This is a genomic window from Candidatus Eremiobacteraceae bacterium, from assembly GCA_036511855.1.
In the GTDB taxonomy this organism is placed as follows: Bacteria; Vulcanimicrobiota; Vulcanimicrobiia; order Eremiobacterales; family Eremiobacteraceae; genus JABCYQ01.
In genome coordinates this window covers 1-22,677 of the sequence record DATCBN010000102.1, presented here as the reverse complement: position 1 = coordinate 22,677, position 22,677 = coordinate 1, and the positions used below count along the sequence as shown (strand labels likewise).

Annotated in this window: 21 protein-coding genes; 11 read left to right on the top strand and 10 right to left on the bottom strand. The window is 58.3% G+C overall.

Annotated features, from left to right (window positions below; genetic code table 11):
- From VII69_13550 to VII69_13530, 5 genes are all read right to left on the bottom strand, one after another.
- The coding region (locus VII69_13550) for a BTAD domain-containing putative transcriptional regulator (GenBank protein HEY5096136.1) at window positions 1-617 on the bottom strand (617 nt) is incomplete at its 3' end.
- A 63-nt stretch (window positions 618-680) separates the two neighbouring features.
- Window positions 681-908: a hypothetical protein gene (locus VII69_13545; protein ID HEY5096135.1), complete on the bottom strand. Its 228-nt coding sequence runs from the start codon at window positions 906-908 to the stop codon at window positions 681-683.
- Window positions 908-1,963 (bottom strand): multicopper oxidase domain-containing protein, encoded by a 1,056-nt coding sequence (locus tag VII69_13540; GenBank protein HEY5096134.1) that lies wholly within the window; start codon window positions 1,961-1,963, stop codon window positions 908-910. Before VII69_13540 ends, VII69_13545 begins: the two co-directional genes overlap by 1 nt.
- Window positions 1,960-3,045, bottom strand: coding sequence for a multicopper oxidase domain-containing protein (locus VII69_13535; protein ID HEY5096133.1), 1,086 nt, complete (start codon window positions 3,043-3,045; stop codon window positions 1,960-1,962). Before VII69_13535 ends, VII69_13540 begins: the two co-directional genes overlap by 4 nt.
- 175 nt (window positions 3,046-3,220) lie before the next feature.
- Complete coding sequence (locus VII69_13530) at window positions 3,221-4,576, bottom strand: hypothetical protein (protein HEY5096132.1); 1,356 nt, start codon at window positions 4,574-4,576, stop codon at window positions 3,221-3,223.
- A gap of 205 nt (window positions 4,577-4,781) precedes the next feature.
- On the opposite strand from VII69_13530, the gene VII69_13525 reads away from it, so the two are divergent.
- The 6 genes from VII69_13525 (at window position 4,782) to VII69_13500 (ending at window position 10,391) form a co-directional block, all read left to right on the top strand.
- On the top strand, window positions 4,782-5,297 hold the full coding sequence (locus VII69_13525; protein HEY5096131.1) for a hypothetical protein: 516 nt from the start codon (window positions 4,782-4,784) through the stop codon (window positions 5,295-5,297).
- 110 nt (window positions 5,298-5,407) lie between these two features.
- Window positions 5,408-5,650, top strand: coding sequence for a CDGSH iron-sulfur domain-containing protein (locus VII69_13520; protein ID HEY5096130.1), 243 nt, complete (start codon window positions 5,408-5,410; stop codon window positions 5,648-5,650).
- 122 nt (window positions 5,651-5,772) lie between these two features.
- The gene (locus tag VII69_13515) at window positions 5,773-7,119 is read left to right on the top strand and encodes a serine hydrolase domain-containing protein (GenBank protein HEY5096129.1); all 1,347 of its coding nucleotides are present in this window, start codon (window positions 5,773-5,775) and stop codon (window positions 7,117-7,119) included.
- A gap of 8 nt (window positions 7,120-7,127) precedes the next feature.
- Complete coding sequence (locus tag VII69_13510; GenBank protein ID HEY5096128.1) at window positions 7,128-7,826, top strand: response regulator transcription factor; 699 nt, start codon at window positions 7,128-7,130, stop codon at window positions 7,824-7,826.
- The gene (locus VII69_13505; protein ID HEY5096127.1) at window positions 7,819-9,225 is read left to right on the top strand and encodes an ATP-binding protein; all 1,407 of its coding nucleotides are present in this window, start codon (window positions 7,819-7,821) and stop codon (window positions 9,223-9,225) included. Before VII69_13510 ends, VII69_13505 begins: the two co-directional genes overlap by 8 nt.
- 158 nt (window positions 9,226-9,383) lie before the next feature.
- On the top strand, window positions 9,384-10,391 hold the full coding sequence (locus tag VII69_13500) for a hypothetical protein (protein HEY5096126.1): 1,008 nt from the start codon (window positions 9,384-9,386) through the stop codon (window positions 10,389-10,391).
- Window position 10,392: 1 nt separating this feature from the next.
- Here VII69_13500 and VII69_13495 read toward each other — a convergent pair whose 3' ends face one another.
- On the bottom strand, window positions 10,393-10,884 hold the full coding sequence (locus VII69_13495) for a hypothetical protein (GenBank protein ID HEY5096125.1): 492 nt from the start codon (window positions 10,882-10,884) through the stop codon (window positions 10,393-10,395).
- A gap of 86 nt (window positions 10,885-10,970) precedes the next feature.
- Between VII69_13495 and VII69_13490 the strand changes: the two genes are divergently transcribed.
- Window positions 10,971-11,444 (top strand): hypothetical protein, encoded by a 474-nt coding sequence (locus tag VII69_13490; GenBank protein HEY5096124.1) that lies wholly within the window; start codon window positions 10,971-10,973, stop codon window positions 11,442-11,444.
- Between the two features lie 141 nt (window positions 11,445-11,585).
- The gene (locus VII69_13485; GenBank protein ID HEY5096123.1) at window positions 11,586-12,191 is read left to right on the top strand and encodes a YceI family protein; all 606 of its coding nucleotides are present in this window, start codon (window positions 11,586-11,588) and stop codon (window positions 12,189-12,191) included.
- A gap of 497 nt (window positions 12,192-12,688) precedes the next feature.
- On the opposite strand, the gene VII69_13480 is transcribed toward VII69_13485, so the two are convergent.
- Both VII69_13480 and VII69_13475 read right to left on the bottom strand, forming a co-directional pair.
- The gene (locus VII69_13480; protein ID HEY5096122.1) at window positions 12,689-13,864 is read right to left on the bottom strand and encodes a hypothetical protein; all 1,176 of its coding nucleotides are present in this window, start codon (window positions 13,862-13,864) and stop codon (window positions 12,689-12,691) included.
- A 29-nt stretch (window positions 13,865-13,893) separates the two neighbouring features.
- Window positions 13,894-14,874, bottom strand: a complete 981-nt coding sequence (locus VII69_13475) for a hypothetical protein (protein ID HEY5096121.1) — start codon at window positions 14,872-14,874, stop codon at window positions 13,894-13,896.
- A gap of 681 nt (window positions 14,875-15,555) precedes the next feature.
- On the opposite strand from VII69_13475, the gene VII69_13470 reads away from it, so the two are divergent.
- A complete protein-coding gene (locus tag VII69_13470) occupies window positions 15,556-15,840 on the top strand; it encodes a hypothetical protein (GenBank protein HEY5096120.1) in 285 nt (94 codons plus the stop codon).
- A 1,023-nt stretch (window positions 15,841-16,863) separates the two neighbouring features.
- Here VII69_13470 and VII69_13465 read toward each other — a convergent pair.
- A complete protein-coding gene (locus VII69_13465; protein ID HEY5096119.1) occupies window positions 16,864-17,109 on the bottom strand; it encodes a hypothetical protein in 246 nt (81 codons plus the stop codon).
- Between VII69_13465 and VII69_13460 the strand changes: the two genes are divergently transcribed.
- A complete protein-coding gene (locus VII69_13460; protein HEY5096118.1) occupies window positions 17,108-18,292 on the top strand; it encodes an SEL1-like repeat protein in 1,185 nt (394 codons plus the stop codon). The genes VII69_13465 and VII69_13460 overlap by 2 nt on opposite strands.
- Window positions 18,293-18,925: 633 nt before the next feature.
- The gene (locus VII69_13455) at window positions 18,926-19,927 is read left to right on the top strand and encodes a hypothetical protein (GenBank protein HEY5096117.1); all 1,002 of its coding nucleotides are present in this window, start codon (window positions 18,926-18,928) and stop codon (window positions 19,925-19,927) included.
- A gap of 1,249 nt (window positions 19,928-21,176) precedes the next feature.
- On the opposite strand, the gene VII69_13450 is transcribed toward VII69_13455, so the two are convergent.
- Window positions 21,177-22,004 (bottom strand): kelch repeat-containing protein, encoded by an 828-nt coding sequence (locus VII69_13450; protein ID HEY5096116.1) that lies wholly within the window; start codon window positions 22,002-22,004, stop codon window positions 21,177-21,179.
- Window positions 22,005-22,677 lie beyond the last annotated feature (673 nt).

Below are 22,677 nucleotides of genomic sequence, written 5' to 3'. Positions count from 1 at the left end.
GAGCCGTAGCGCGCCGCCATGAGTTGCCGAAGTGCGTCCTCCCGCCAGGGCTCTGCGACGAGCAATCGCTGCGCGTAGGCGATAGCGGCCGGAAAATCGCGGCGGCTGCGATGCACGAGGATCAACTTGCCTAACGCGGAGATATACGTCGAGCGGAGCCGCTCGCGTTTCGTGACGACCCAGTCGTCGTACGAATCCTCTAGAAAATCCCCGCGATAAACGTCCACCGCCTGCGCGAGCGTGTCCGGATCTGCCGAAAGGCGTTCGAACTCGGCCACATCGACGAGGCAGTCCGAGCCTGCATCCCAGGTGACGCTATCGGTATCGGCGCTGATCCAAGGCCCGCCCTGTGGCCGCTGCGGCAACGTCTTGTTCGCGAGGGAGAGGTAGCGGCGCAATTCAGCGAGTGCGGTCTCTTCAGATTCATCCGGAAAAAGCGTGAACGCCAAAAAAGTTCGGGCTACCGTCTCGCCACGGTGCACGATCAGATACGCCAGCAACGACAGTGAGACGTGATGCTTCGCAAATTTCAACAAACGGCCGGCCGCAAGGACGCGCGGCTGACCGAAGAGGAACACTTCCAGCAGCGCTCCGGAGGGCATCTCGTTCTTGTTCAATCAGCCGCGAATCCGGCCCTCCGGCTACTCCACGATGCACGTCGCGATCAACGCGCCGCGCAGCTATCGTGCGCTTGACGCGGTTTGCCGTTTCCACGTCCATGCGCCGCCGCTTGGCGCTTGCGAGGTGTTGGTCGCGTACGAACCGTCGCCGTGAAAATCTTCATATAACCACGCATGGAGCTTCGGAACGTAGCCGACGTATGCCGTACCGCCGTCTGCAGTTCGCGGACCCCACTGCACGATGGTCCACGCGTCTCCCGGAGCCGGCGCGATATTCCTAACATGCATTATTCCTTCGCTGCCGGAGCCTTTGATTCACGGGGCTCGACCTCATATCGCGCCTCCATGCCCGCAGCCAGATGTATGTTGAAGCTGCATTTCAGCAGCCAGATTCCGGGGTCGTCGGGCACCATGTCAACGAGCACGTGCATCGTCACTAATCCGATGCTGTCGCTGCGGTTGCCCTGATAGAGCACCGTCTGACCGTCCCAAGTCGGCGCGTGACCATCGATGTCGTTCATCGTCGAGAGCAGATACCATCGGACCCGATCGTGAGCGCGCATCTGCGGCAGCGGCATGTTACCGTACACGTATCCGTTTATCGATGGAAAAACATTGTCGACGAAAAAAGTCTTCGAGGCCGGAGCGATTCCTTTGGGGTTGATGGCGCGGTCGCGAACGTTCTCCTGGACGAGGGCGCTGCGAGGCTCCGCCTGCGACGAGAACAGCGTGGTGATCTCTCTGTCGACGTCTGCGGGCGAGCCGTCCGCGCGCGCGCTTCCTTTGCGCGTGATGACCAGCGGCCCGATGAGCCCTGCGTTCTCGTCTGGGGTTTGCTGGACGTCTGACGAGTAGGCGAACAGTACCGAGCTGCCGTCAGCCGCCCCCGGCCCGTCGGCGGCGGTCACCGGCCAGCGAAAGGTGCGCGTCGAACCCGGCATGACCGCTGCAGGCTTAGGAATGGACGCGACGCCGCTCGGAGCGATGTCGACCGGCACCTGCGTTCGATTCCGGAAAACGACAACAACGGTGTCGCCGACCTCGGCATGTATCGTCGGGCCGACGAGCCCTCGATAGCGCTCGCTCGGCGGAATCGGAGCCAATGAAGCAAACGTCGCGTCGGTATACGCCCGGTAGACAGCTTTGTGATAGGTCCAGCCAAGCTGTGCGGCCGCTTCCGGCCGTAACGGATTGCCTGAGATGACGTCTCGAGTTTGCGGGGCGTAGTTCCACAACACGTCGTCCGCCGCTATGAAGTGAACTCGCTCGCGAGCGATCGCGGGTTGATGAAATGCGGCTAGAGAAGCAAGGACTGCAAGTGCGAGGCTCGCCGGCCGCCTCATGGACGCACCTGATAGCGCGCTTCCATCCCACCCGCCAAGTGCAGATTGACATGGCAGTGAAATAGCCACGTGCCCGGGTTGTCGGGCGTCATATCTGCGACCACCATCGCCATCGGCGATAACTGAGCGAGATCGGTCCGCATGCCGTTCACTGTGACGGTCTGTCCGTGCCAGTGGGGCGTGTGAAAATCGAAGTCGCTCATCGTCGACATGAGGTACCAGCGGACTTTTTCGCCGACACGCATCGACGGTATCGGCATGTTGCCGTACGATAGTCCGTTGATCGTCCACAACTCGTCGTCGAAGAGGAACGGTCCGACCGCCTTGACGTGCCGGGGATTGATGTGCGGGTCGCTCACGTTCATCGGGAAATACCGGCTCGAGCTTTCGTCGAACTCAGCAAACGTTGCGAAGATCTCGCGGTCGACATCCTTTGGCGAACCGTCCGGCTTGGCCATCCCCTTCGCAGTGATGACGATCGGTCCGATCGGGCCGGTGTTGACGTCGTTCACTTCGTCCGCGTGCGAATGGTACATCCATAAGACCGAACTTCCATCGCCCGGGCCCGGTCCCGCGCGCGCCGGTACCTGCCAGGTATACGTGAACGTCTTTCCGGGCGAAACGCTGTCGCCGCCTTTGTTCCAGGCTGAAACGCCGTCTTGATACGGCGCGCCCTCCGATGATTTGGTGTAGAACAAACCGTGCGCGTGCACCGTCAGCGGAAACCGGGCGTTGTTTCGAAAGACCACGACGACCGAGTCGCCGACTTCCGCGTGAATGACCGGCCCCAGTATGCCCATGTAGGCGTCTTCGGGCGGACGTGGCTTTGGGTGTCGGAACGACGCGTCGGAATACTCGCGATATATCGCCTTATGGAACGACCATCCGAGCTGCAGCGGCATCAGCGGCGGCAGCGGTTTTTGCGCGATGAGATCTCTACCGCTCGGTGCGTAGTTCCACACGACCTCGTCCGCGGCGATATAATACGTTCGAACTTGAGCTTGCGACGGGCTCGGCCACGCCAGCAAGGCGAGAGCCCCGATGAACATTGCCAGGCCGGCGCGCCCCGTTATGTGTAACATTTTGCCTCCAGGTCGCGTAGCAAATGCCGAACTCGTAGCATGATCATATGAACACGGCATGCGAGCGGCGCGTGAAAATTCGTGCCCTGAGCACGAGACGATTGCCCGTCACCTGACGCGCATTACCCGGCGCTTCGCGCACCCGACCGCGAGCGCCTTGGGCTCAAAACACGCATTAATGCCTGCGCAGTGGTTTGTCTGCGGGCGGTAAGCTCGTCATTGGCAACCGAGGCGCTTGGACGCCGAAGCGTTTGGCCACGATGCGGTATTCGAAGGGCAGACTATCGTGGCCATTTCGAAGTTCGCGGACCGTGAAACCAGCCGGCAGACGTTGCGCAACGAAAAGTCCGCCGCAGTCGCCTTCCGGAGTCACCGAGACGAGATACGCGGCTGTCTTGTCGATGACGTTTGCGAATTTCGGATCCAGCGCGACATACGCCGATCCGCCGGTAAGCGTTGCTTCGCCGTTGTCCTCGATCGTCGGTTCGGTTTCGACCGGGGCGTACTCGGCCACCGAGCGCAAGTGCTTTTCGCCGACCATGCAGCCGTTGATGCAGCTACCCCGCGAGTAAAGCAAGCCCTCGATGATGACGTCGCCCGTGTCGGTGGCGAGCATCTCTTCCCCCCCATTGTGGTCTCTTACCGTAAACACTTCGCTATCCGTGCCGACGCCGCCGGCGTACACGGTTAGGGTGTCGTGGTTGTTACCCGCCGAGTTAGTAAATGAGCTTCCAGAACTCGACGACACCACGAGGTTTCCGGTGACGCTTGTATTGCCACCGAAAGCGCCGGCACCCGAGACGATCAGATTTCCCTGTGTGCTTACGCCGCCGCCACTGAAGACATCGAAGACGTCTCCCGATGGGCCGACTGCCTGGATGATGGCGTTTTTCGAGCTCGACGTGTCCTGGAGGTAAAGCTCAGGAGCGGTCGTGTTGGCGCCCTGGTTCGCAAAAAGTGCCGTGCCGCTTTGAGAGAATGCATAGAGTGCGTTCCCGCTACCCGCAAAAGAATGAATCCCGTCATTTGCCGCCCCGCCGTTGGCAAGCAGGCCTGATGCTCCGCTGCTGCGAGATGTCGACGTGTTACTTCCGGCCACGCCGGCTCCGGTTGAGCTATTCTGGCCGTAAACGCCGCTCCCGAACGTGCTCGCCGAGAAGCCTGCCACGCCATTTTGCCCGGCAGATCCGGTTTCGGTGCCGGTCACGCCCGTGCCGTTGGTCGACGTGCCGCTCACGCCGCTGTTGAGTGTGCCGGCGGTGCTGACGTCCGCACCGATCATTCCGGACTTGCCGGCCGTCTTACCGTTGCTGTTGAACTTCGTCTGGCCTTCGATCGCGGCGCCGCTTGTCGAAACGCCCTTGATCGAGTCGCCGGATCCGCTGTTATTCCATTGTAGGCACGGCTTAATGGAATCGCACGAGAAAATCGATTCTACCGCCGCCCGTGCCGGGCCGATGGACGCGATCGCGGTCGAAACTGCCGCCATCGCCGCCACAAATAGCGCGAGGCGAGCTTTCCAAGAATGCATGATTTCAGTCCCTCCAGATTTCGGGTATCGCCGATCGGACCTACGCGGCCCGTGCGAGCCCTCATATCTCGACCGGAGCATATCACCCAGGCGTGCTAGACGCGTGCGGAAGCCGCGTGCCGGGCCAAGGAGATTCCGGCATGCAGACGGCACGGTGACCTGATAGGCTAGTCTTCTATCGCACGCAGTTACTTAGGAGAATGAAATGAATAGATTTGTCGGGATGACCCTTGCCGTGATCGGCTTACTCGGGTCCTTCGCGACGGCTTCGTCGGCTGCCGGCGGAACGTCGACGCCGATGCCGGGCGGGGCCAATCAGTTGAAGGGGCTGAGCGGCACAATGTCGTCCACCCTGTTCAACGGTCACATCCGCATTAAAAAGATGTCGTTCCGGGCGCCGACTCCAAAGGATGACATGGGGTTGCAGGCCGGCCAGACGGGAATCGTGTTCTCGTGCATCGTGTCCAATGGTACGAATGACCGGCGCACGGGCTATCTCAGCGTCTCGCTTGCAGACGCGGACGGCATCGTGCTCAATTCCTATGGCGGCGATCCGGAAGAGTCGCTTTACACGCTGCAGCCCGGCGCGGCGGCCCGGCAGTCATTCCGCTTCACCCTGAAGGATGGCTTCAAACCGGTAAAAGTGTTCTTGGTCGAACAAGCAAACGGCACACAACCTGTCTTTCGCGTCACCATCCAACCGTCCGATCTGCCGCAATAGTGCGAATAATCAAGTAGTATCTGAACGCGACCTGAATAGCCGGATGAAGGAGCATGCCTGCCCCGTTGTAATGTCAATAGATATCCGTCGCGATAGAGATTGGAGACAACATGGCAGGCACCGTGCGCATCACCCCGAGCGTCGATGGTCCGAACCTCATCGTCGGTGACGTCGAACTCGTGTGGCCAAGCGGCCACCGGATACCGGCGGGTCAAAAAATGGCCCTTTGCCGCTGCGGCCATTCGAACGACAAGCCGTTTTGCGATGGAACTCATCTCAAGATCGGTTTCAAGTCTCGCGAAGGCGACGAGACGGCCCACAAAGAGCCCGATCAGGCCGCGCCGGCGACGTAAGCGATCGGCGGTTGCAGATAGCGAATTGGTCTGCAGCCGATTTCATTTGGGATGTCTGTATAGCGAGACTCGTGCACGCGCGTCTTCATCGAACCATAACACCGGCTTGTTATCTTTTGCCTATGCGCAAGCTCGCTTCCGTTCTTATCATGCTCCTGTTCATGACGCCGGCAAATGCCGATCCGGCCGGTCCGCCCAACGATGATGGTCCGCGCATAGCCGTCGCGCGTAGCTTTATGACCGCGTTCAACAGCTCGTCGCCCACTGCTCTGCGAGTTCTTGTGCCGGACGGCGCCCTCGTCGCTGCCTACCTCAAGACCCGCCGCGAAATCGGCGAACTGACTCTCAAAGGCATCGTCGACGCGGGCCCGCGCCAGACCACCGTACTTGCGTTCGGAAAGAATGGTGCGGTGTATCACGTGGTGATGTGGTTCAAACTGCCAAGCGTCACCCTGCTGAGCCGCGTCGATTTTGAACCGGCGCTGGCGCCGCCGGTCATCGGCGCATCCGTGACGGAGCTATCGTTCGTGCGCGACTTGAACGCCTACATCGGCAGTGCCGCGACGCATGGCTTTTATTCGGGCACCGTGCTCGTCGCGAAAGCCGGTGCGCCGTTCTTCAGCCGCGCGTATGGAAGCGCAAGTGTCGAATACGGCGTCGCCAACACTATGCAGACGCGCTTCAACATCAGTTCCATAGGTAAGCTCTTCACCCACGTGGCGATAGGTCAGCTCTTGCAGCAGGGTAAGATCTCGGAAAGCGACACGATTGGGAAATGGCTCCCCGACTATCCGAACCAAGCGGCCAAGGCTGTCACCATCGCGCAGCTTGTGGACATGAGTTCGGGCATCGGTGATTTCTTCACGCCGAAATTTGCGCGAACCCCGCCCGGCGAGTTCCGCTCGCTAGAAGACTATCTGCCGGCGTTCGCGACCGATCCGCTTGCGTTTCCGCCGGGGACGGGCAATCTGTATTCAAACGGTGGGTATTTGGTGCTCGGGTTGATCGTGCAGAAAGCGTCGGGAGAGAACTACTACGACTACGTCGCCAGACACATATTCGCGCCCGCCGGCATGACGCACTCGGGGTATCCGTTCGCCGACGACGTGATGCGCGGCCGCGCAACGGGTTACTCGCGCCCGGCCCCCGGTGAGCCCGCGCACACGACTATTTTCGTCGAGCCGGCGCGCGGAAGCTCCGCGGGAGGCGCGTTCTCAACAGCGGGTGATCTCTTGAACTTCGCGACGGCACTGAGGTCCGGAGGTCTGCTGGATCCAAGGTGGACGAAGTGGATGCTGCCGCCGGGGTCCTCGTTTGGCGTTGCCGGCGGCACGGCTGGATGGAACGCGTTCCTCGACATGGAATCCGACACCGATTACACCGTCGTCGTGCTTGCCAATATCGATCCGCCCGCAGCCGAAGATCTCGGCGTTGAAATCGTACGCTGGACACGACACATCAAACCGTAGGACCCACGATGGACTCGGTCCGCCACATCCTGATCGTCGAGGACGACGAGAAGACTCTCGGCACGCTGCGGCTCTACCTCGAACACGAAGGATTTTCGATTGCTAGCGCAACTGGCGGGCTCGCCGCGCTCGAACGCGCGAGAGAGCGCCCGCCCGATCTCGTCGTGCTCGATCTCATGCTGCCCGAGCTGGACGGCACGGACGTCTGCCGCGAATTGCGCAAGAGTGGAAACGTGCCCATCATCATGCTCACCGCCCGTACCACCGAGCCTGACAAGCTGCGCGGTCTCAGGGCCGGCGCCGACGACTACGTCACAAAGCCGTTCAGCCCGAGGGAGCTTGTCGCCCGCATCCACGCGGTCTTGCGACGGTCGCTCGGAGATGCGACCCGCAGCGGAACGACGTCGTTCGACGAGTTCGAGATCGATCGCGACGCGCATCGTATCCGAATCCACGGTGACACGATAGCTCTGACGCCGACCGAATACCGCTTGCTCGATGCGCTCAGCGCTAGACCGGGCGTGGTGATGTCGCGTTCTCAATTGGTTGAACGCTCGCTTGGTTGGGACTACGATGGAACGGATCGCACGATCGACGTTCACGTGAGGAATATCCGGCGCAAGCTCGAGGCTTCGGGGGGAAATCCTCAACGGATCCGGACGATCTTGGGCACCGGCTACTTGTTCGTGGCGCATGCAGATGAATGATCTCCAGGCGCGCATCTTTGCGGCAATGGCATGCGTCTGCGCAGTGACGCTTCTCGCCGTCGGCATTTTTTCCACGCGCGAGACGACGATGCAGTTCGAGCAATTCTCCACGGCGGCGCACGTGCCGCCCGTCGCGGGCATGCAAAGCTCATTGAGCAGCTTCTATGCCCGGAAGGCAAGCTGGTCGGGAATAGCACCAGTTCTCCAGGATATCGCGCGGCGCGAAAAGATCGGGATACTGCTCTTCTCCGGCAATGGCGAGCTGATAGCTTCGTCGCTTGCGGACCTCGTCAGCGCACGCATGGACGCCGCGCGCGACGGCACGCGGCTGCTCCTGAACCGCGGAAGCTCGGGGAACCACGGCCAAGAAGAGCTGCGATTTCAGGGGCCGGCCACGACGGTATTATTTCGGGGCCGGGTGGTCGGCGAAATTTTCGTGCTGCCTCAGCCCGCAGGACCATCTTCGATCGCCCCGTTGAGCGCCGGCGTGAACCGTTCGTTGTGGCTCGCGATCGCGATCGCACTTGGCGCGGCGCTCATCGCGAGCATCGTCCTCGCCAGGTCGATCGCCCGCCCGCTTGTGACGTTGACAAGGGCCGCCGAGCTGATCGCTTCCGGCGATCTGCTCGTTCGCGTACCGGTCCATGGGCGGGGCGAGATCGCCGTGCTGTCGAAATCGTTCAACGCGCTCGTGACGGAAATCGAACGGACGGAGAATCTGCGACGCCAAATGGTGAGTGACGTCGCCCACGAACTTCGTAGCCCGCTCACCAATCTCAAAGCCCAAATCGAGGCGATCCAGGACGGCCATCTCAATGCCGATCAAGCGGTGGGGTCGTTGCACGATGATGTCAGCGCGTTGGAGCATCTGGTCGACGATCTGCGCGATCTCAGCCTCGCAGACGTCGGTCAGCTCGAGATCAATCCCAAGCGGTTGAATGTGCGCGCGACCATCGATTTGATCGTGCGAAGTGCGGTTCGATCCGGGTTTGAACGCCAAGTCAGCGTTGTCAACCACGTCGCTGCCGATTTGCCGGACGTGTTCGCCGATCCGATTCGCGTTCGCCAGATCTTGATGAATCTCACCGACAACGCGGTCCGCTGCACGCCTGTTGGAGGCAACGTCTTGATCGGCGCCGCTTCGACCGGCGCCACGATTGAGATTTTCGTTCAAGACGCCGGGCCGGGTATCAGCGCCGAGCATTTGCCGCAGGTCTTCGAACGCTTCTATCGCATCGATCAGTCACGCGCTCGAAGTACGGGCGGCGCCGGACTTGGCCTTGCGATCGTCAAGCAATTGGCAGAGCTTCAAGGCGGCAGCGTCAGCGTCGTAAGCGGCGACGGCACCGGTTCTCGCTTTACCGTGACCTTGCCGCGGGCCGAGAACGCCAAGCGCTAGGAATGTCCGAACGTTCGCGAGGCTTACCGGCGATATTCTCGTTTCCAATGGCCAAATGCCGATAATTAAAGAGCCAACGGAGTTTCCGGTGGCGCCGTCAGAGGACCGCCAAAATGTTTTTCGTTGCACCTCGCGCCTCTTCGAGCCGAACGACGACTGTGATCGCCGTCATCCTAGCTGCGCTCGTCTCAATCGCCGCCGCACCCGATGCACGCGCCGGCGTCTCTGTGCAGCCGGACCAGACACAACAGCTCACCGGAGCCGTGCGCTCCTCAATATCACAGGCGGCGGTCGATTTCAGCGCGTGGCGCAACGGCGTAAGTAAGGCCGACGAATACGGCGCGGCGTATAAACCGACAGCATCGATGCGGCGATTGTGCCCGACGTGCGTCGTCGATGACGAATTCGCGACGGCCGATACCGACGAGCGGTATGTGGTCACGCTTGACTTCGACGTGTCGAAGTCGTGGTCGCGGGCGCAGACCCTCGCCTACGTCCAGCGGAACATCGGCGGACTCGTGTCGACGTACAAGATGCAGCAAGGCACCGATGATAACGGCGACAACTGGTTCGACTGGACGACGGGCTCGCCGGTGCGGTTCGTCTACGTCAAGACCTTCGCATACAAGACCCGGGCCGGCTTCGAAGTCCGCATCGGGCACTACTTGCCGAAAAACCTGCGCTACGTGCCGTATGCGATCCTGAGCCCTGCCCAGCGATCCGACCTGACCAATGCTGTGAAGAGCTACGTGCAACTTGGCGTTCAGGACGCCGCCGCGAACTACACAACGCTGCGCGGGAAGGCCAGCGATAAAGACAACAACTATTTCACGACGAACGTCTCGTTCGGCGAGTACATGACGAGCTGCGATGTCGACGGGATCTTTTCAAACCTCACCGGTGCCGGTACGACCTCGAAATGGATCCTCGAGTGCGAAACGCCGACGCTCGGTGGCGCGAAGAGCGATGTTGAGGACGTCATCCGCACCGCGGTCGCAGGAGCGCTTCCATCCGACTTCACGTTATCGACGGATCCGGCGTCCACCAGCATGACCGATTTTCGATGGGACCGGTATTCGGATTCGGTCTCTGTAGAGATCACGTCGAGCGATAATGACGACGGAACGTTCACCTACCACATCGAAATCTACCACTTCTTGTCGTAGCCTAGCGAGATAGATGCGGCTCGTCTTGGACGAAGCTAAGCTCTATGCTTTCGCCGATCTCTTTGAGCAATTGAATGGCCGTGGCATCGGCGATGCGGTGGCCGAGCGCCGCGTCAAAAACTTTACCAGCGACGCCAAACGGCGGCTCATAGCCACCTTCCAAGAATAGAACACATGACTTTGGCGTCCCCGCTCTAAGGGAAAGCGATCCATCGAACGTCGGGAACGGCGCGTTCGCCTCCTCGGGCCGCCACGTGACGGCGATCGTGTCTTCGAGACCGCGATGTTTCGGCGACCGTTCGAACGTTGCGATCACTTCTTTTTCGAGCGCCATGCCCTGCCCGATCCCCAAAGGGCCGAGGGGGACGTTTAAGTGAAGTGGCACTACGTTCGACTGCTCCGTCCAGCCGAGATGCGCGAGGTAGCCGTTGAAGTACTGCAACGCGCGCACGTAGGGGCAATGTATCTCCAGTCGCTGCACGATCTGTGTCATGTTACTATCTCCACCCGCATTTCTTCGCATTCGAGGACGTCGCCATTGATACCCGGGCGGCTCGCGGATGCAGCCGAGGAGATCCAATGAGTGATGTCAATGAATTCCTCATAATCGACTGTCCACCTGGACGTGCGCAATCGTATCTTGTCAAGCATTTTGAAGATGCCGCCGAACGTCATGGCCAAGCGGTGCTTCCGTTGACGGCGACCATCGGACAGGGTACCGGCGCAAAGGTTAAGATCACGCGTGAAGCGCTCGCCACGATCGCGCCCGCAACCGTCGCCGGCGGCCTCGAGTACCAAGTGCGCATCGAGTGGAAACCTGCATCGAGGGAGCCGTTGCCCACGTTCGATGGCGTTTTCCGCGTGCAGTGGGACGAAGATTACGGCAAGTGCCGGCTCGTGCTCGAAGGGTCGTACGAACCGCCGCTTGGCATTATCGGCAAGGCCTTCGACGCTGCGCTCGGGCACAAGATCGCAGAAGAAACCGTACGATCACTGTTAGAACGGCTGCGTTCCGAGATAGAAACCGCTCGTCGCGAAGAGATGGAAAAATAACTAAGTGGGTCTTGCGCATGCCTAGCTCGCGGCGACGCGGCTAGAATCGTCGGTCCGCGATATTCGCCTTTCAATCAATTTTAAGCTGAATCCACTACGATATGACCTATGCGCGCGTCTGGAAGATTCGGAAGTCACTCGATGAGCACAAGAACGGTACGCCTACTTGTCGCAAGCGCGGCGCTGATGTTTGCCGCGACGTGCGCGATGGTTCCGGCATTCGCGGATAGCGGGAGATATGCGTTCGATTTGCATCGGTCTCACATGACGGTGTACGTCTACAAGGGTGGCGTCTTCTCGTTTGCTGCCGACAACCACGAAATCGAGGCCCCGATCGTTTCCGGCTCCTTCGACGAGACGAAGAATGTCGTGGAAGTGACGGTCGACTCCACGAAGATGAAAGTGCTCGACCCGAAGCTAGCCGCAGACCGGCGCGCAAGCGTCCAGGCGAACATGTCCGGATCGGGCGTGCTCGATTCTGAGAAGTACCCAACAATCGTCTTTCATTCGTCGAGCGTCCATCTCGATGGGCACGGTCATGGAAGCATCACCGGAGATCTGACGCTTCGCGGACAGACGCATGCGATCGTCGTTGATCTCACGCGCGCCGACGCGACGCATTTCTCCGGCTCATCGATGGTGCGCCAGTCATCCTTCGGCATCACGCCGATACGGATTATGGGCGGAGCAGTCACAGTCAAGGACGACATCAAGGTGATTTTCGATATTTACCTCGAAGTGAAGTGACGCCGGACTGTCGGCGCGACAAATCGACGGACGCCCAAACGGCGTCCGTCTCCACGTCTTCGTGCGAACCATCGGATGTATTGGCGCTTGACTGAGTGTTGAAATCTGGAGCGGGAGACGGGTCTCGAACCCGCAACCCTCAGCTTGGGAAGCTGGGTTTCTGCGCCGCCGCGAACCCAGTATTCATGGGTCTTTGGCCTCCTCCGGGGGCCGTCGTACAGCAGAAAGTACAGCAGTCCCTGTCGACTTTGTTCGAAAAATGCGATTCAGTTCATTTTGGTTATTCTGCTGCGGCCGACGGCGAACTAGGTGCGGCGGCCGGCGCCGCTCTTGGGCGGCCACAATGAAGACGAGAACTGCCATTAAAGGTAGAGCGCGGCGTTGCATGAGGCGATGTCTCCTTGCTCAAGCGAGAGGCAGCGCCAACTAATTGATTGGGGAGTGGGTTCGCGCCCACATTCTCGCAGACGCCCGCCAGACGTCGTCAGGTTAGCCGACTAGGTTCCAAGACAGCGGAATGATCCGATTGCATTACCGCCTCCAATATTGGGGTCATCGCCACCCAGCGCCCAGACGTCGTGACGTCCTAGGTCGACTACGGAAAAGAATCCGCCTAGACCCAGCTGTTCCATGGATTCATTCGACCACGTCGAACCATCCCAGTGCATGACCTCGAGCCGGGTGGTGCCATGGGGCGGGGAAATATGCCGATCGTTTTCGCCGACCGCCCAAACGTCGTTCGGCGCCGATCCCGAGACCGCGTGTAAGTCGTTGGAATGCTGCGCGCTCGGGCCATCCGCGTTTGGCGTCGGGATTTGCAACCACTCGCTGCCATTCCAATGCGCAGCGAACGACCGAGGTTCGGACCCCGGATTGCCTGTTTTCGGGATCAGACCCACCACCCACGCATCGTCGGCCGCGCCTGCGAAGACGCCCTCCATCAGAGCATTAAACACGCCGTACCTCGACGAGATTGACCATCGTTGGCCGTCAAAGTGTTCGATGACGCTTTGCTCACCGAGCAGCCAGATGTCGCGATCGGACGTGCCGGACATATCTGACGGAAGTCCAAACGGAAGCACGTGCAATGGGTCTGCCAAAAGAAGGATCTTCCAGCTTGCGCCATCCCAATGCTCAGAAATCCCTACGAACACATCATTCCCGTCGACGACATGGCATACGATGCCGGCCGCCCAGACATCGTTTAGGCCAAAAGATTGCATTGAGCTTATGGATGGCCCGTCGCCTTGACCGGGACAAATTTGTTTCGAAGGATATCCGCTTGGCATGCGAGTGACGGTCCAGCGGCTCCCGTCGAAATGTAGCGACTTGGAATACTGATCGCTCTGGGATAGAAACGTCGCATCAATCCAAAGGTCGTTATCGGACGTGCCGGTAACTGCCAGTGCGAAGAGGCCGGTGTTGGGCGGCGTGTTCACCGGTATCGTCACCGCGGACCACTTTGCTCCGTCCCAGTGCAACAACATTCTGTCGGCGTTGTTGGCTGCCCAGATGTCGCTTGATGAGAAGGCGCGGATTGAAGACGGCACGACCGAAAGATTGTTCCCGTCTTTTGGAAGCTGGCCTGTTTGCCACAAACACGTCGCGACTGCCGGTGACAGAGTGCCGAAAAGAATAGCCGCGATCGCTACGCCAACGTTCGCTCTTCTCATCGCGAAGTGACCAGTCATGGGATCTCCCTTTACGGATCGAAAGCGATTCCATATGGGAGGCCGAATGGCATGCCTGGTACCGTTCCGATAAGTTTGCCGCCCGGATACGAATACTCGGCTGCATCATTGTTGCGCTGGTCGGCGACGAATAAATGATGATCCGATTCACTTAGGGCCATGCCAACCGGATCGCCGACGGGGAACGTCTTTGGACTCGGGTTGGGCAACTCGAAAGTTTCGGCAAGGCCGGCCTGGTCGGCCGCTACCAGGTCGTCCGAGGCATCGAACTGCATGCCGCCCGGGAATTCGAACAGGACGCCCGCTATCTGCGTCTGGGTGCCGCAAGCGCCGGCCGGGCACCGCATCTTCCACAGTTCACCGCGCCAGTTCCTGGTGACGTAGCTGAAGTAGACGATGCCATTGTTCCTGACGGTGATGTTCCAGCCGTCTTTTGAATGTTGCATTGGGAAATTGCCGACGAAGGTGCCGCCATTCGGCCCGCCGATCCAGGTCGAGATGGAGCCTCGCTCCGTTTTGTTTCGGCTGTGATAGTTTGTAGCAAGAACAGTTCCATCTGGGGCGACGGCGACGTCTTCAACGTTTTGATTGCTGGGATCTTTATAGTTTTTATACGGGGTGGTTTGGCCTCTGTGGTAGACCTCAACGATTCCGCTGCCGAGGTCGGCGACGTACAGATCGTGCGTCGAGGTCTGCACGAACAGTCCGGCCGGGAAAGTCAACCCGACCGTTATCTGGCCGCAAGGCGCCTGGCTGGCGAATCTACCGGCGTAGACGTTGACAGCGTGATTGGGGCCATCGGACACATATTCAATCGCTCCCGTTGCTGGACATGCATCGTGAGTCTTGAATTGCCAATCGTGTGCGTCGCCCTCGGGCATCGCTCGTCCGGGCACCACGACCGACGAACCGCCGGAACAACCCACAAGGAGTGCAATCGTCGCCGCAGCACTAAGCGCGTATGACGTTAGGGATTTTGAACGGGCAAGCATGAGGGCCTCTTCCCAAAGTCGACAAGTCGTGGCAGGCGATTCGACGTCGAGGAGTCGTGACCCGTCGCGATGGCACGGATTGCTTGTATTACGAGCGCCGCTTTAGGCTCATGAATGCGGACAATCGAGGGAACGCCGGGGAGGTACCTCATTTGCTCGGTCCAGTCGGCTCGAATTAAGAACGGGGCTCACGCCCACCGCTCATCTCGCCTTGAAAAACGTGTGGCTCGCCCGGTCGCAAAAAGCTCGCCTTGCCGTCAAAGCGAAATGCTTTAGTATGGACATGTCCGATAAGTACAATACTGAGATCCGCTTGGTTACGCCTCGTGGACAAGTCTACACAATTGCCGGAGACTCGCCTCAAGAATTGACCTCTGTCTCGCACGACGGATACGGGTCGTCTGCGGTATTCTGCGGACCATCCTCTGCGCTCGATTCGACTCACAACATCTTGTATGTCGACGATAGTGTGTGCGGAATTCGAAAAGTTGAATTGGCTAATTAGTGCCTGACTTAGATTCTAATCGTATTCCCGGCCCACTTAACTTAGCCTGAATCATTCGCGCAATTCTGGCTGCTCTCATCGTTTTCGGTGGTTGGTCGTCATATGCTCCAAACCAGGATTCTCTTCCGTTTGATACCTCCGCGATTTTCGGGTTTGCGTTATTGATTCTTATCGGAATGGTCGCTGCATTTCTCGGTTCACAATGGATTTCAATTCGTCCGTTTCGGGTCTATAGCGGTGACCTACTTGCTTCACTACTCGGTGCGGACTACGGCTATAGTGCACAAGCGGTGCTTGGAGCCTACTTTTTTGCGGCGTTTTCAATCGGGCGTTTAGCTCATGACGCATGGGATAGAACTCCGGTTCAAACGATCGAATTCGTGGGCTTTGGTGTCGCGCTCGGATTGTTCTGTGGCGCGAAACTCGCGATCGCTGATATGAAAGGAAAGCGGCCACAATAGTTCCCTGGCCCGGGGCGTGGATCCACCGTGCCGGGTTAACTATGATGAACGAAGCGACAACGAGTCCGATGACGATCGAAGCTCTCAGCGCGGTCAGCCGCACCGGCGGGGCGAGCGGTTCCCCCCCCAAGCTTCAAGCCGCCAAAGTGACAAACCCAACGGCTACCTCGGCCCGCAGTAGACACGTCCCGTAGGGCCAAAACTGTACGAGATCGAGACGTCACCAACAGACCTAGCGGCGAAGCAATAGCCGTGATAGTCTGCTGACCGAATCTTCAGCTTCTTGTCTCCTACCCATGTGACGCGGAGATCATCAGCGGTCGAATCATGTGTGTCAAGAGATAGAGCGTTTGAGGGCGCGTCTGGAAGTACGCCGTTTGCTGGAATAATTGACACATTGCGGCTAGCGCCTCCCGCAGCGCCGCAATCCCGTCCAAAGACCACGGCCTTTAACTTGCCGTCTGGTGACGCAAAAGCGGATTCATGGTAGTTTGCGCAGGTCCACATGCTGCGATTCCAATTCTAGACTATGACGCCACCTACCGCTGCGGCTAGAAAAATACAGATGACCAGTAATATCCGTCGCGTCATCTAGCCGTCCTTGATCATCCCGCTCACCCGCCGGTGCCGTAGGTCATGATTGACTTTCTGACGGAGCGCCAACTTTTGGCCACCCGTATTCATGCGAAGTCAAAACTTAGGGTACCAGATCTCGTACTTCTTATCATGTAATCATCCATCGTGAAATGCTGCGTTCTCGAATTCGGAACCATTCAAATGACCTGCGCCAGGCGCGCCCTTTCCGTATGGTCGGACCGCTTCCTCAATGACATTCACGGGTAGGTCTGAGTATGAACAGAAATATTATCGATTTCCTTTGCTGTTGGGTCGGTCAACCAAATTGACCGATCGACTTCGCAATACAACTTGTAGCCGACGCTTCTTCACCGCGCCCGCCACGGGAAGTATTATAAGCCATCATCTAATGTCGGCTTGGCTCAGACCAGTGCGTCTTAACGGGAATCAAGGTGGCATTTTCATTGCACCGAAGCGATAAAGCAGAAGGATGTCCCAGATGTTATCTGCGATTCGACTTTGCGTAATTTTCAATTCCATTGCGGCTACGCTGTTGATGGCAGCGTGCGCGAGCGCCCCACCTCCAATTGCCGCCACGCCGGTGAACGTCGACCCGTATGCGATTGATCCGCCGAAGCCGTACCCAACGCCGTCGCTCCCGTCCGACATCAAGGCTCTCACCGCATTAGCCATGTCGGGCGATTCTGTCGCTCAGTGTCAGCTCGGAATCGACTACGATATGGGGCGGGGCGTCTTCGAAAATTACACGGCTGCGCGCGAATGGTTCACTCGATCGGCTGCCCAACACGATGGCTGCGGCATCACGAATTTCGGCAACCTTTACTTTGACGGGGACGGCGTGCCGCAGGATTACACCGTCGCGCGATCATACTTCGAAGCAGGAGCGCTAGCCGGATACTCCGCGGCATTCTACAACCTAGGGATAATCTACCAAAACGGCGACGACGTGCAGGTGGATGAGCGAGCGGCAATCGAGTGGCTGAGCAAGGCCGCGATTGCCAAGAACGTGCTCACATATTCAAAGCTTGGCGATCTGTATGCGTTCGGTCACCAATTCAAGATTCACAACGTCGGCCTCGCCGTTCATTACTACCGATTGGCTATTGAGGCACGTTACCCCGATACATTTTGCTGCGCCGCCGATCGCCGGATTGGCGCTGCTTCGAATCTTGCCTTTCTCTACCTCAATGTATACAAGGGAAATGACCAGCTGCGCTATCACCTTGTTCTGGAGCTGTTGCGTCGGAGCCCGAAGGACGAGTGGTCGCAATATGAGATAGCCCAGATGTACGCGAACGGCCTCGGGGTCAAAAGGAATTATGATATTGCCGCGGCTTGGTGGAAGAAATCGGCCGATCAAGGATATGCGCCCGCGGCGGGTCAGTATGCCAGGTTCTTGCTCACTGACGACGGCAAGTCGGCGGACTCCTCCACAGGGCTCAGGTATTTGCACCAGGCAGTAGCTGGTGGGGATGAAGACGCGATGACGGACCTCGCATCGCTCAAATTCGACGGACTGTATGTGCCGCGCGATCGCAAAGGCGCCGTCGCATTATATACGGCGGCTTCGGCCCGTGGGTCAATGAGAGCGTTAAACCATCTCGCGAATCTGTACCTCAACGGCGAGGGTGTGTCGCGTAGCCTGTACCAGGCATATATCCTCTTTAGTGTGGAGGCAGATTTGGGCGCCAGATGGGGGCCCGGGCTCAAGCAAAGACTCGAACGAGGACTTACACAAAAACAATTGGATGCCGCTCACTTTGAGATCAAGAGGCTCGACCGCGAGGCCCTAACCGCACAAGACGAGCAGACCGATCTACCAGCGATCCCAGCTTCCACGAATACGATGTCGTAGGGTCATCGTGGATGCAGGTCAGATCGACGCAGCGTGGCTGACGTTCACGTCCGATAGAGGACGGCCGACTTGACGGCCAATGGGGCGGTGATCAGCGAAGATAATTGAATGACGGCGAAAACTCAAAAACACGCCGTCCCCTATCGTGACTATATTTGATTCGTACTTATCGGATTTTAGCCGAAACACAATAAGAGTCGTACTTTTACGGCATGCGAGTGGTCAACGGCTTCGCGCCGATTTTCAACACCGAGAGACGTCGTGAGTCCCGCAACTAGACCAAATGACACTGGGGCGTTAATTCGCGGCGTAATGGCGCGGCCCGAACGCCTTTGTGCAGCAAGATCGCATCTTTCGCGTCATCGAAGAAGCATACCCGGCGATGCTGCTTTGCAGTGTTGCCGGCGTCGCGGCAACGCTGCAAAGCAGCATCGTCATTTAGCCAACAAACGTTGAATGACAATTCTTAGGCCTGCATCACTCTTCGAGCGAGCAACGCCATATGAGAACCGCCCGAGGCGCGCAGCCGTCCTGACGTCAAGGTAAGCAGGATTGGCCGAGCGAAAGGCTGAGCAATAGCTTGGCGTCTTGCCATAGGCTATTTGTTTTTCGACTCTGGAAGACGGTAAGCGAATGCGAAAGCACTTTTTGATCCATCTATTGAGTGCATCAGTCGCATTAGCGCTGCTTGGCGGATGTTCGAGCGGCTCGGGTGTCGCGCCGGGTCCAGTGTCGCCTCAAGGGGCTGCACTTTCGCTTTCGGATCAACACTTTGCGAGTCACTTTTCTTGTCCGGCGTCGGGCCCACTCGAGTACGTTTCCGATGGGTTCAAAAATGTCATTCACGTCTACGCTGGAAACTTTGCAGGCCAAAGCCCGTGCGGAGAGATCACGAAAAAGCTATCCCACCCATCTGGGTTGTTCGTGCAGCCGAAAACGCACGATCTTTACGTGGCAAATCAAGGTAGCTCGACTATAGAGGTGTTTCACCGAGGCCAGACGAGCCCGTCCAATCAATATGAAGATCCCACCCGGCAACACACTTTCGACGTCACGATCGCCACTGACGGCACGGTAATAGCAAGTAACATCCTTTCGCGAGGCGAGGAAGCCGGGTCCCTCTCGACGTGGCGCGGCGGACCGAACGGCGGCACCTTCGTCGGCAATTTCCCGTTCGGCAATGGTAGCGGCGGGGGCACAGGCCTGTTTGTCACCGTCAAGAAGAACGGCACCGTGTACTTTGACGAGTTTAATTGCACCACCAAATGCGGTGAGCTGTGGTCGCTTTCGTGTCCGATGGGAGTTTGCGGCGTTCAGACTCAAGTTGCAGGCGTGGCATTCAACAATCCAGGTGGATTGGCAATCGACGCCCATGGCGACCTGCTTGTGACCGATTCGGGACCCGGCGCAGCCGAAACATTCCACTTGCCCAATCCAACGCCGTCGACGTTTCCCCTGCTGGGCTCCCCGTTTGGGATGGCGATCAATAGGCAGAACAAGCATTGGTTCGTCGCAGACGAAGCCAACCAAGACGCTGCGGAATATTCGTATCCGAGCGGCAGGCTTATCGGTACCGTACCGTGTTGCTCCGGCGGAGATGTGCTCGGCATCGCCGTTGATTCTATGTCGCCGTAGGAGCAAATTCAAAGTATCATCGAAATTCGATTGTATTTCGCGTTGCTCGGTGGCTCGATCTAGGGAGAGCTCGCTGCCGGACTTGACGTCGATACGTCGTCGGGACCGGTAGAACAATCTTGCGCGTGATCGTCAGGATCGAGGCGGCACGGGAGACAATGCGCCGATTAGCAACGCGCCGTCAAATGTGACAACCTGCGACGCGGGGATTGACGTCGCCATGGCACAGGCTCGACTCACGATAAATACCGGCCGAAATTTGTCTCCGCTAAGTATCTTCAAACGACCGATGGCTTCACGATCACGTTCGCGACACGCGTTGAGATCATGATTCCACCCAAATTGCGGGTGGGACTCGACCGAGCTACGTCTGTGCACGTCGCGGACGTTCGCATCGCCGCGGCGAAATCGGGATGGCGATCGAAGGCGCCCGACATTGACCACTACATTCCGACCTCGATCGAACGTGTTTTGGCGACCACCGATGGATGGTTGCTATCGGGCGGAAAGGAGTTGCCGTCCGCAGTACTGCGAAAAACCGCGCCGTTCGCGAAAACGGCCGCATAGGCGGACGCTCAAAAGGCGTCTCGAAGCCGCTGACCACGCCGAACAATGCCGAGAAGTTACTATCCTCGGGGCCGCGGTCTATCAGTCGTGCCATCCTAGGGTCGCACTTTGGCGGGGCACATCTGCCATCGCCTTTAACCGCTGTGAATCGCGTCGGCTTTGATATTGTAGCACGATGGCAGGGCATACTCTGTTGTCACGACCAACGAGACGACAACTTTCGCCCCGATCTAACTGTTAGGATTTGAGGATGAAAACAACTCGTGAACCCGGGAGAACGTTGGCTTTGCACAGGCCCCACGGTGTTCCGATTTGCGCGGTTTGCGCGCCATCCAAGTCTTCGTACTAAACTTGCCGACTTCCAATCTCAAGGAGATTCGGCTTCAATTGCGTTTGTCGCAGATCGAGTTTGCTAACCGATTCGGACTCAAGCCATTAAACTGTTCACCATCGACAGCAGCATCCCGCCGAGCCAGACCGACCGGCGCCCCTGCTGCTTCAGTCGATTGAGCGGTCGTCGGCTTAGATCATCTTGCTGGTCAACGCGGTTACCCTAAACGCCGCCAAATGCCGAAGAACTCGGCGGCCACTCGGGCTCCAAGTTCTCGCCGCCGTTATGACGCCGGGCGAGGCAACATCGAGCGATTCGCCCGTTAGGCGCGGCGGATCATGACGAGAATTTTTATCGGGGGTTGAAAGCCTCAACTGTGCTCAATCCAATTCTTCCATGGTCGTCGTTGGTACCGCCGACGACGTAAATGATGCCATTAACGACGCCCGCGGCCAGAAATGTGCGGGCTGTCGGCATGGGTGTCTTAGTCGTCCAACTATTTGTGGTAGGATTGTATTGCAGGTTCACGCTTGAAAACGGGAAGTCGTCCTGTCCGCCGATTGAGTAAAGCTTGTCATTGACGACGCCCGCGGCCATAAGCTGTCGACGGGACGGAAGATCAGCCCTATTGGTCCACGTATTCGTCGACGAATTGAAGGCCTGCATCGAATCATGTCCAGTGTTTTCGCGGCCGCCGACCGCATATAGCACGCCGCTGACGACGCCGGCGGCGAGCCAATAACGCGCTTTCGGCATGGACGCTTTGACGGCCCAAGTATTCGTGGTGGGATCATAAGCCTCAACCGTACTCAGGACGCTGTGCTTGACTCTCTTGCCCCCGACCGCGTAGAGTTTTCCCCCAATCACGCCGACTGCCAAACCGTAGCGTCGTGTTGGCATCGGTGCCTCTGTGGTCCAACTGTCAGTCGCCGGATCGTACGCCTCCAAGGTATCCAACGGGCGACCGTTGTAGCCGCCGACGGCATAGAGTTTGCCGTTGACTACGCCCGCGGCCAATTCGAATCGCGCAGTCGGCATGGGTGCCTTGGCGGTCCATGTGTTCGTCGAAGGATCGTAGGCCTCCAAAGTCTTCAGTTCGGTAGTACCTTCGAAACCTCCGACCGCATAAACGATTCCGTTGATGACGCCAACGGCTAGGCCATAGCGCGCAGTCGGCATAGGCGCTTTGGTAGTCCAACTTCCCGCAGATTGTGGAATCTGAAGGATTCCGGCCGCGCCGGAACGAGGCACCAGAGCGGAGGTCGAAGCGCTCGAGCAGCCAATGGCTGTGGCAACAAACGCGGACAAGATCGTCGTGTAAACGACAGACGATCGTCGAAGCATAAAATGACGCTCCATCAGAACGAGCGGAGTCATTGGTTCCGGATATTTACGGTACTATCCCGCGTGCTGCAAAAAGCCGATCGCTAATGCCGACGTCCCGTAAAATGACGGCAACACTCCGCAACATCAGTAATAAACTCAACCCGTCGCCGCTCCATAGTGGACAAATTGATGAGTCCAGTGTACTGTTGTGCCTAAACGGCTATCGCAGTCCAAGCATACGCGGTCAATTGTGAACGAACCACCTAGCGTATACGGGATGACGTGTTCGCCACCGGAGGATCGGCAAGGTTTCACCCTCATGCAGATTATGCACAACATATGATCGACTTTCTGTTGTTTTTCCAAAATCAAGAGATCATTGTATCTGTCTGGAGCTGACCCAGTTTAGTGGACATGGGGTCGGCCCAGAATCGGAAGCCACGCATGGATGTAAAGTTTCGACCAAGTCTCAGAGCGTAAGGCTGCGATCATTCTCGAAGTGCTCAAGGGTCAGATCTCCGTCCCC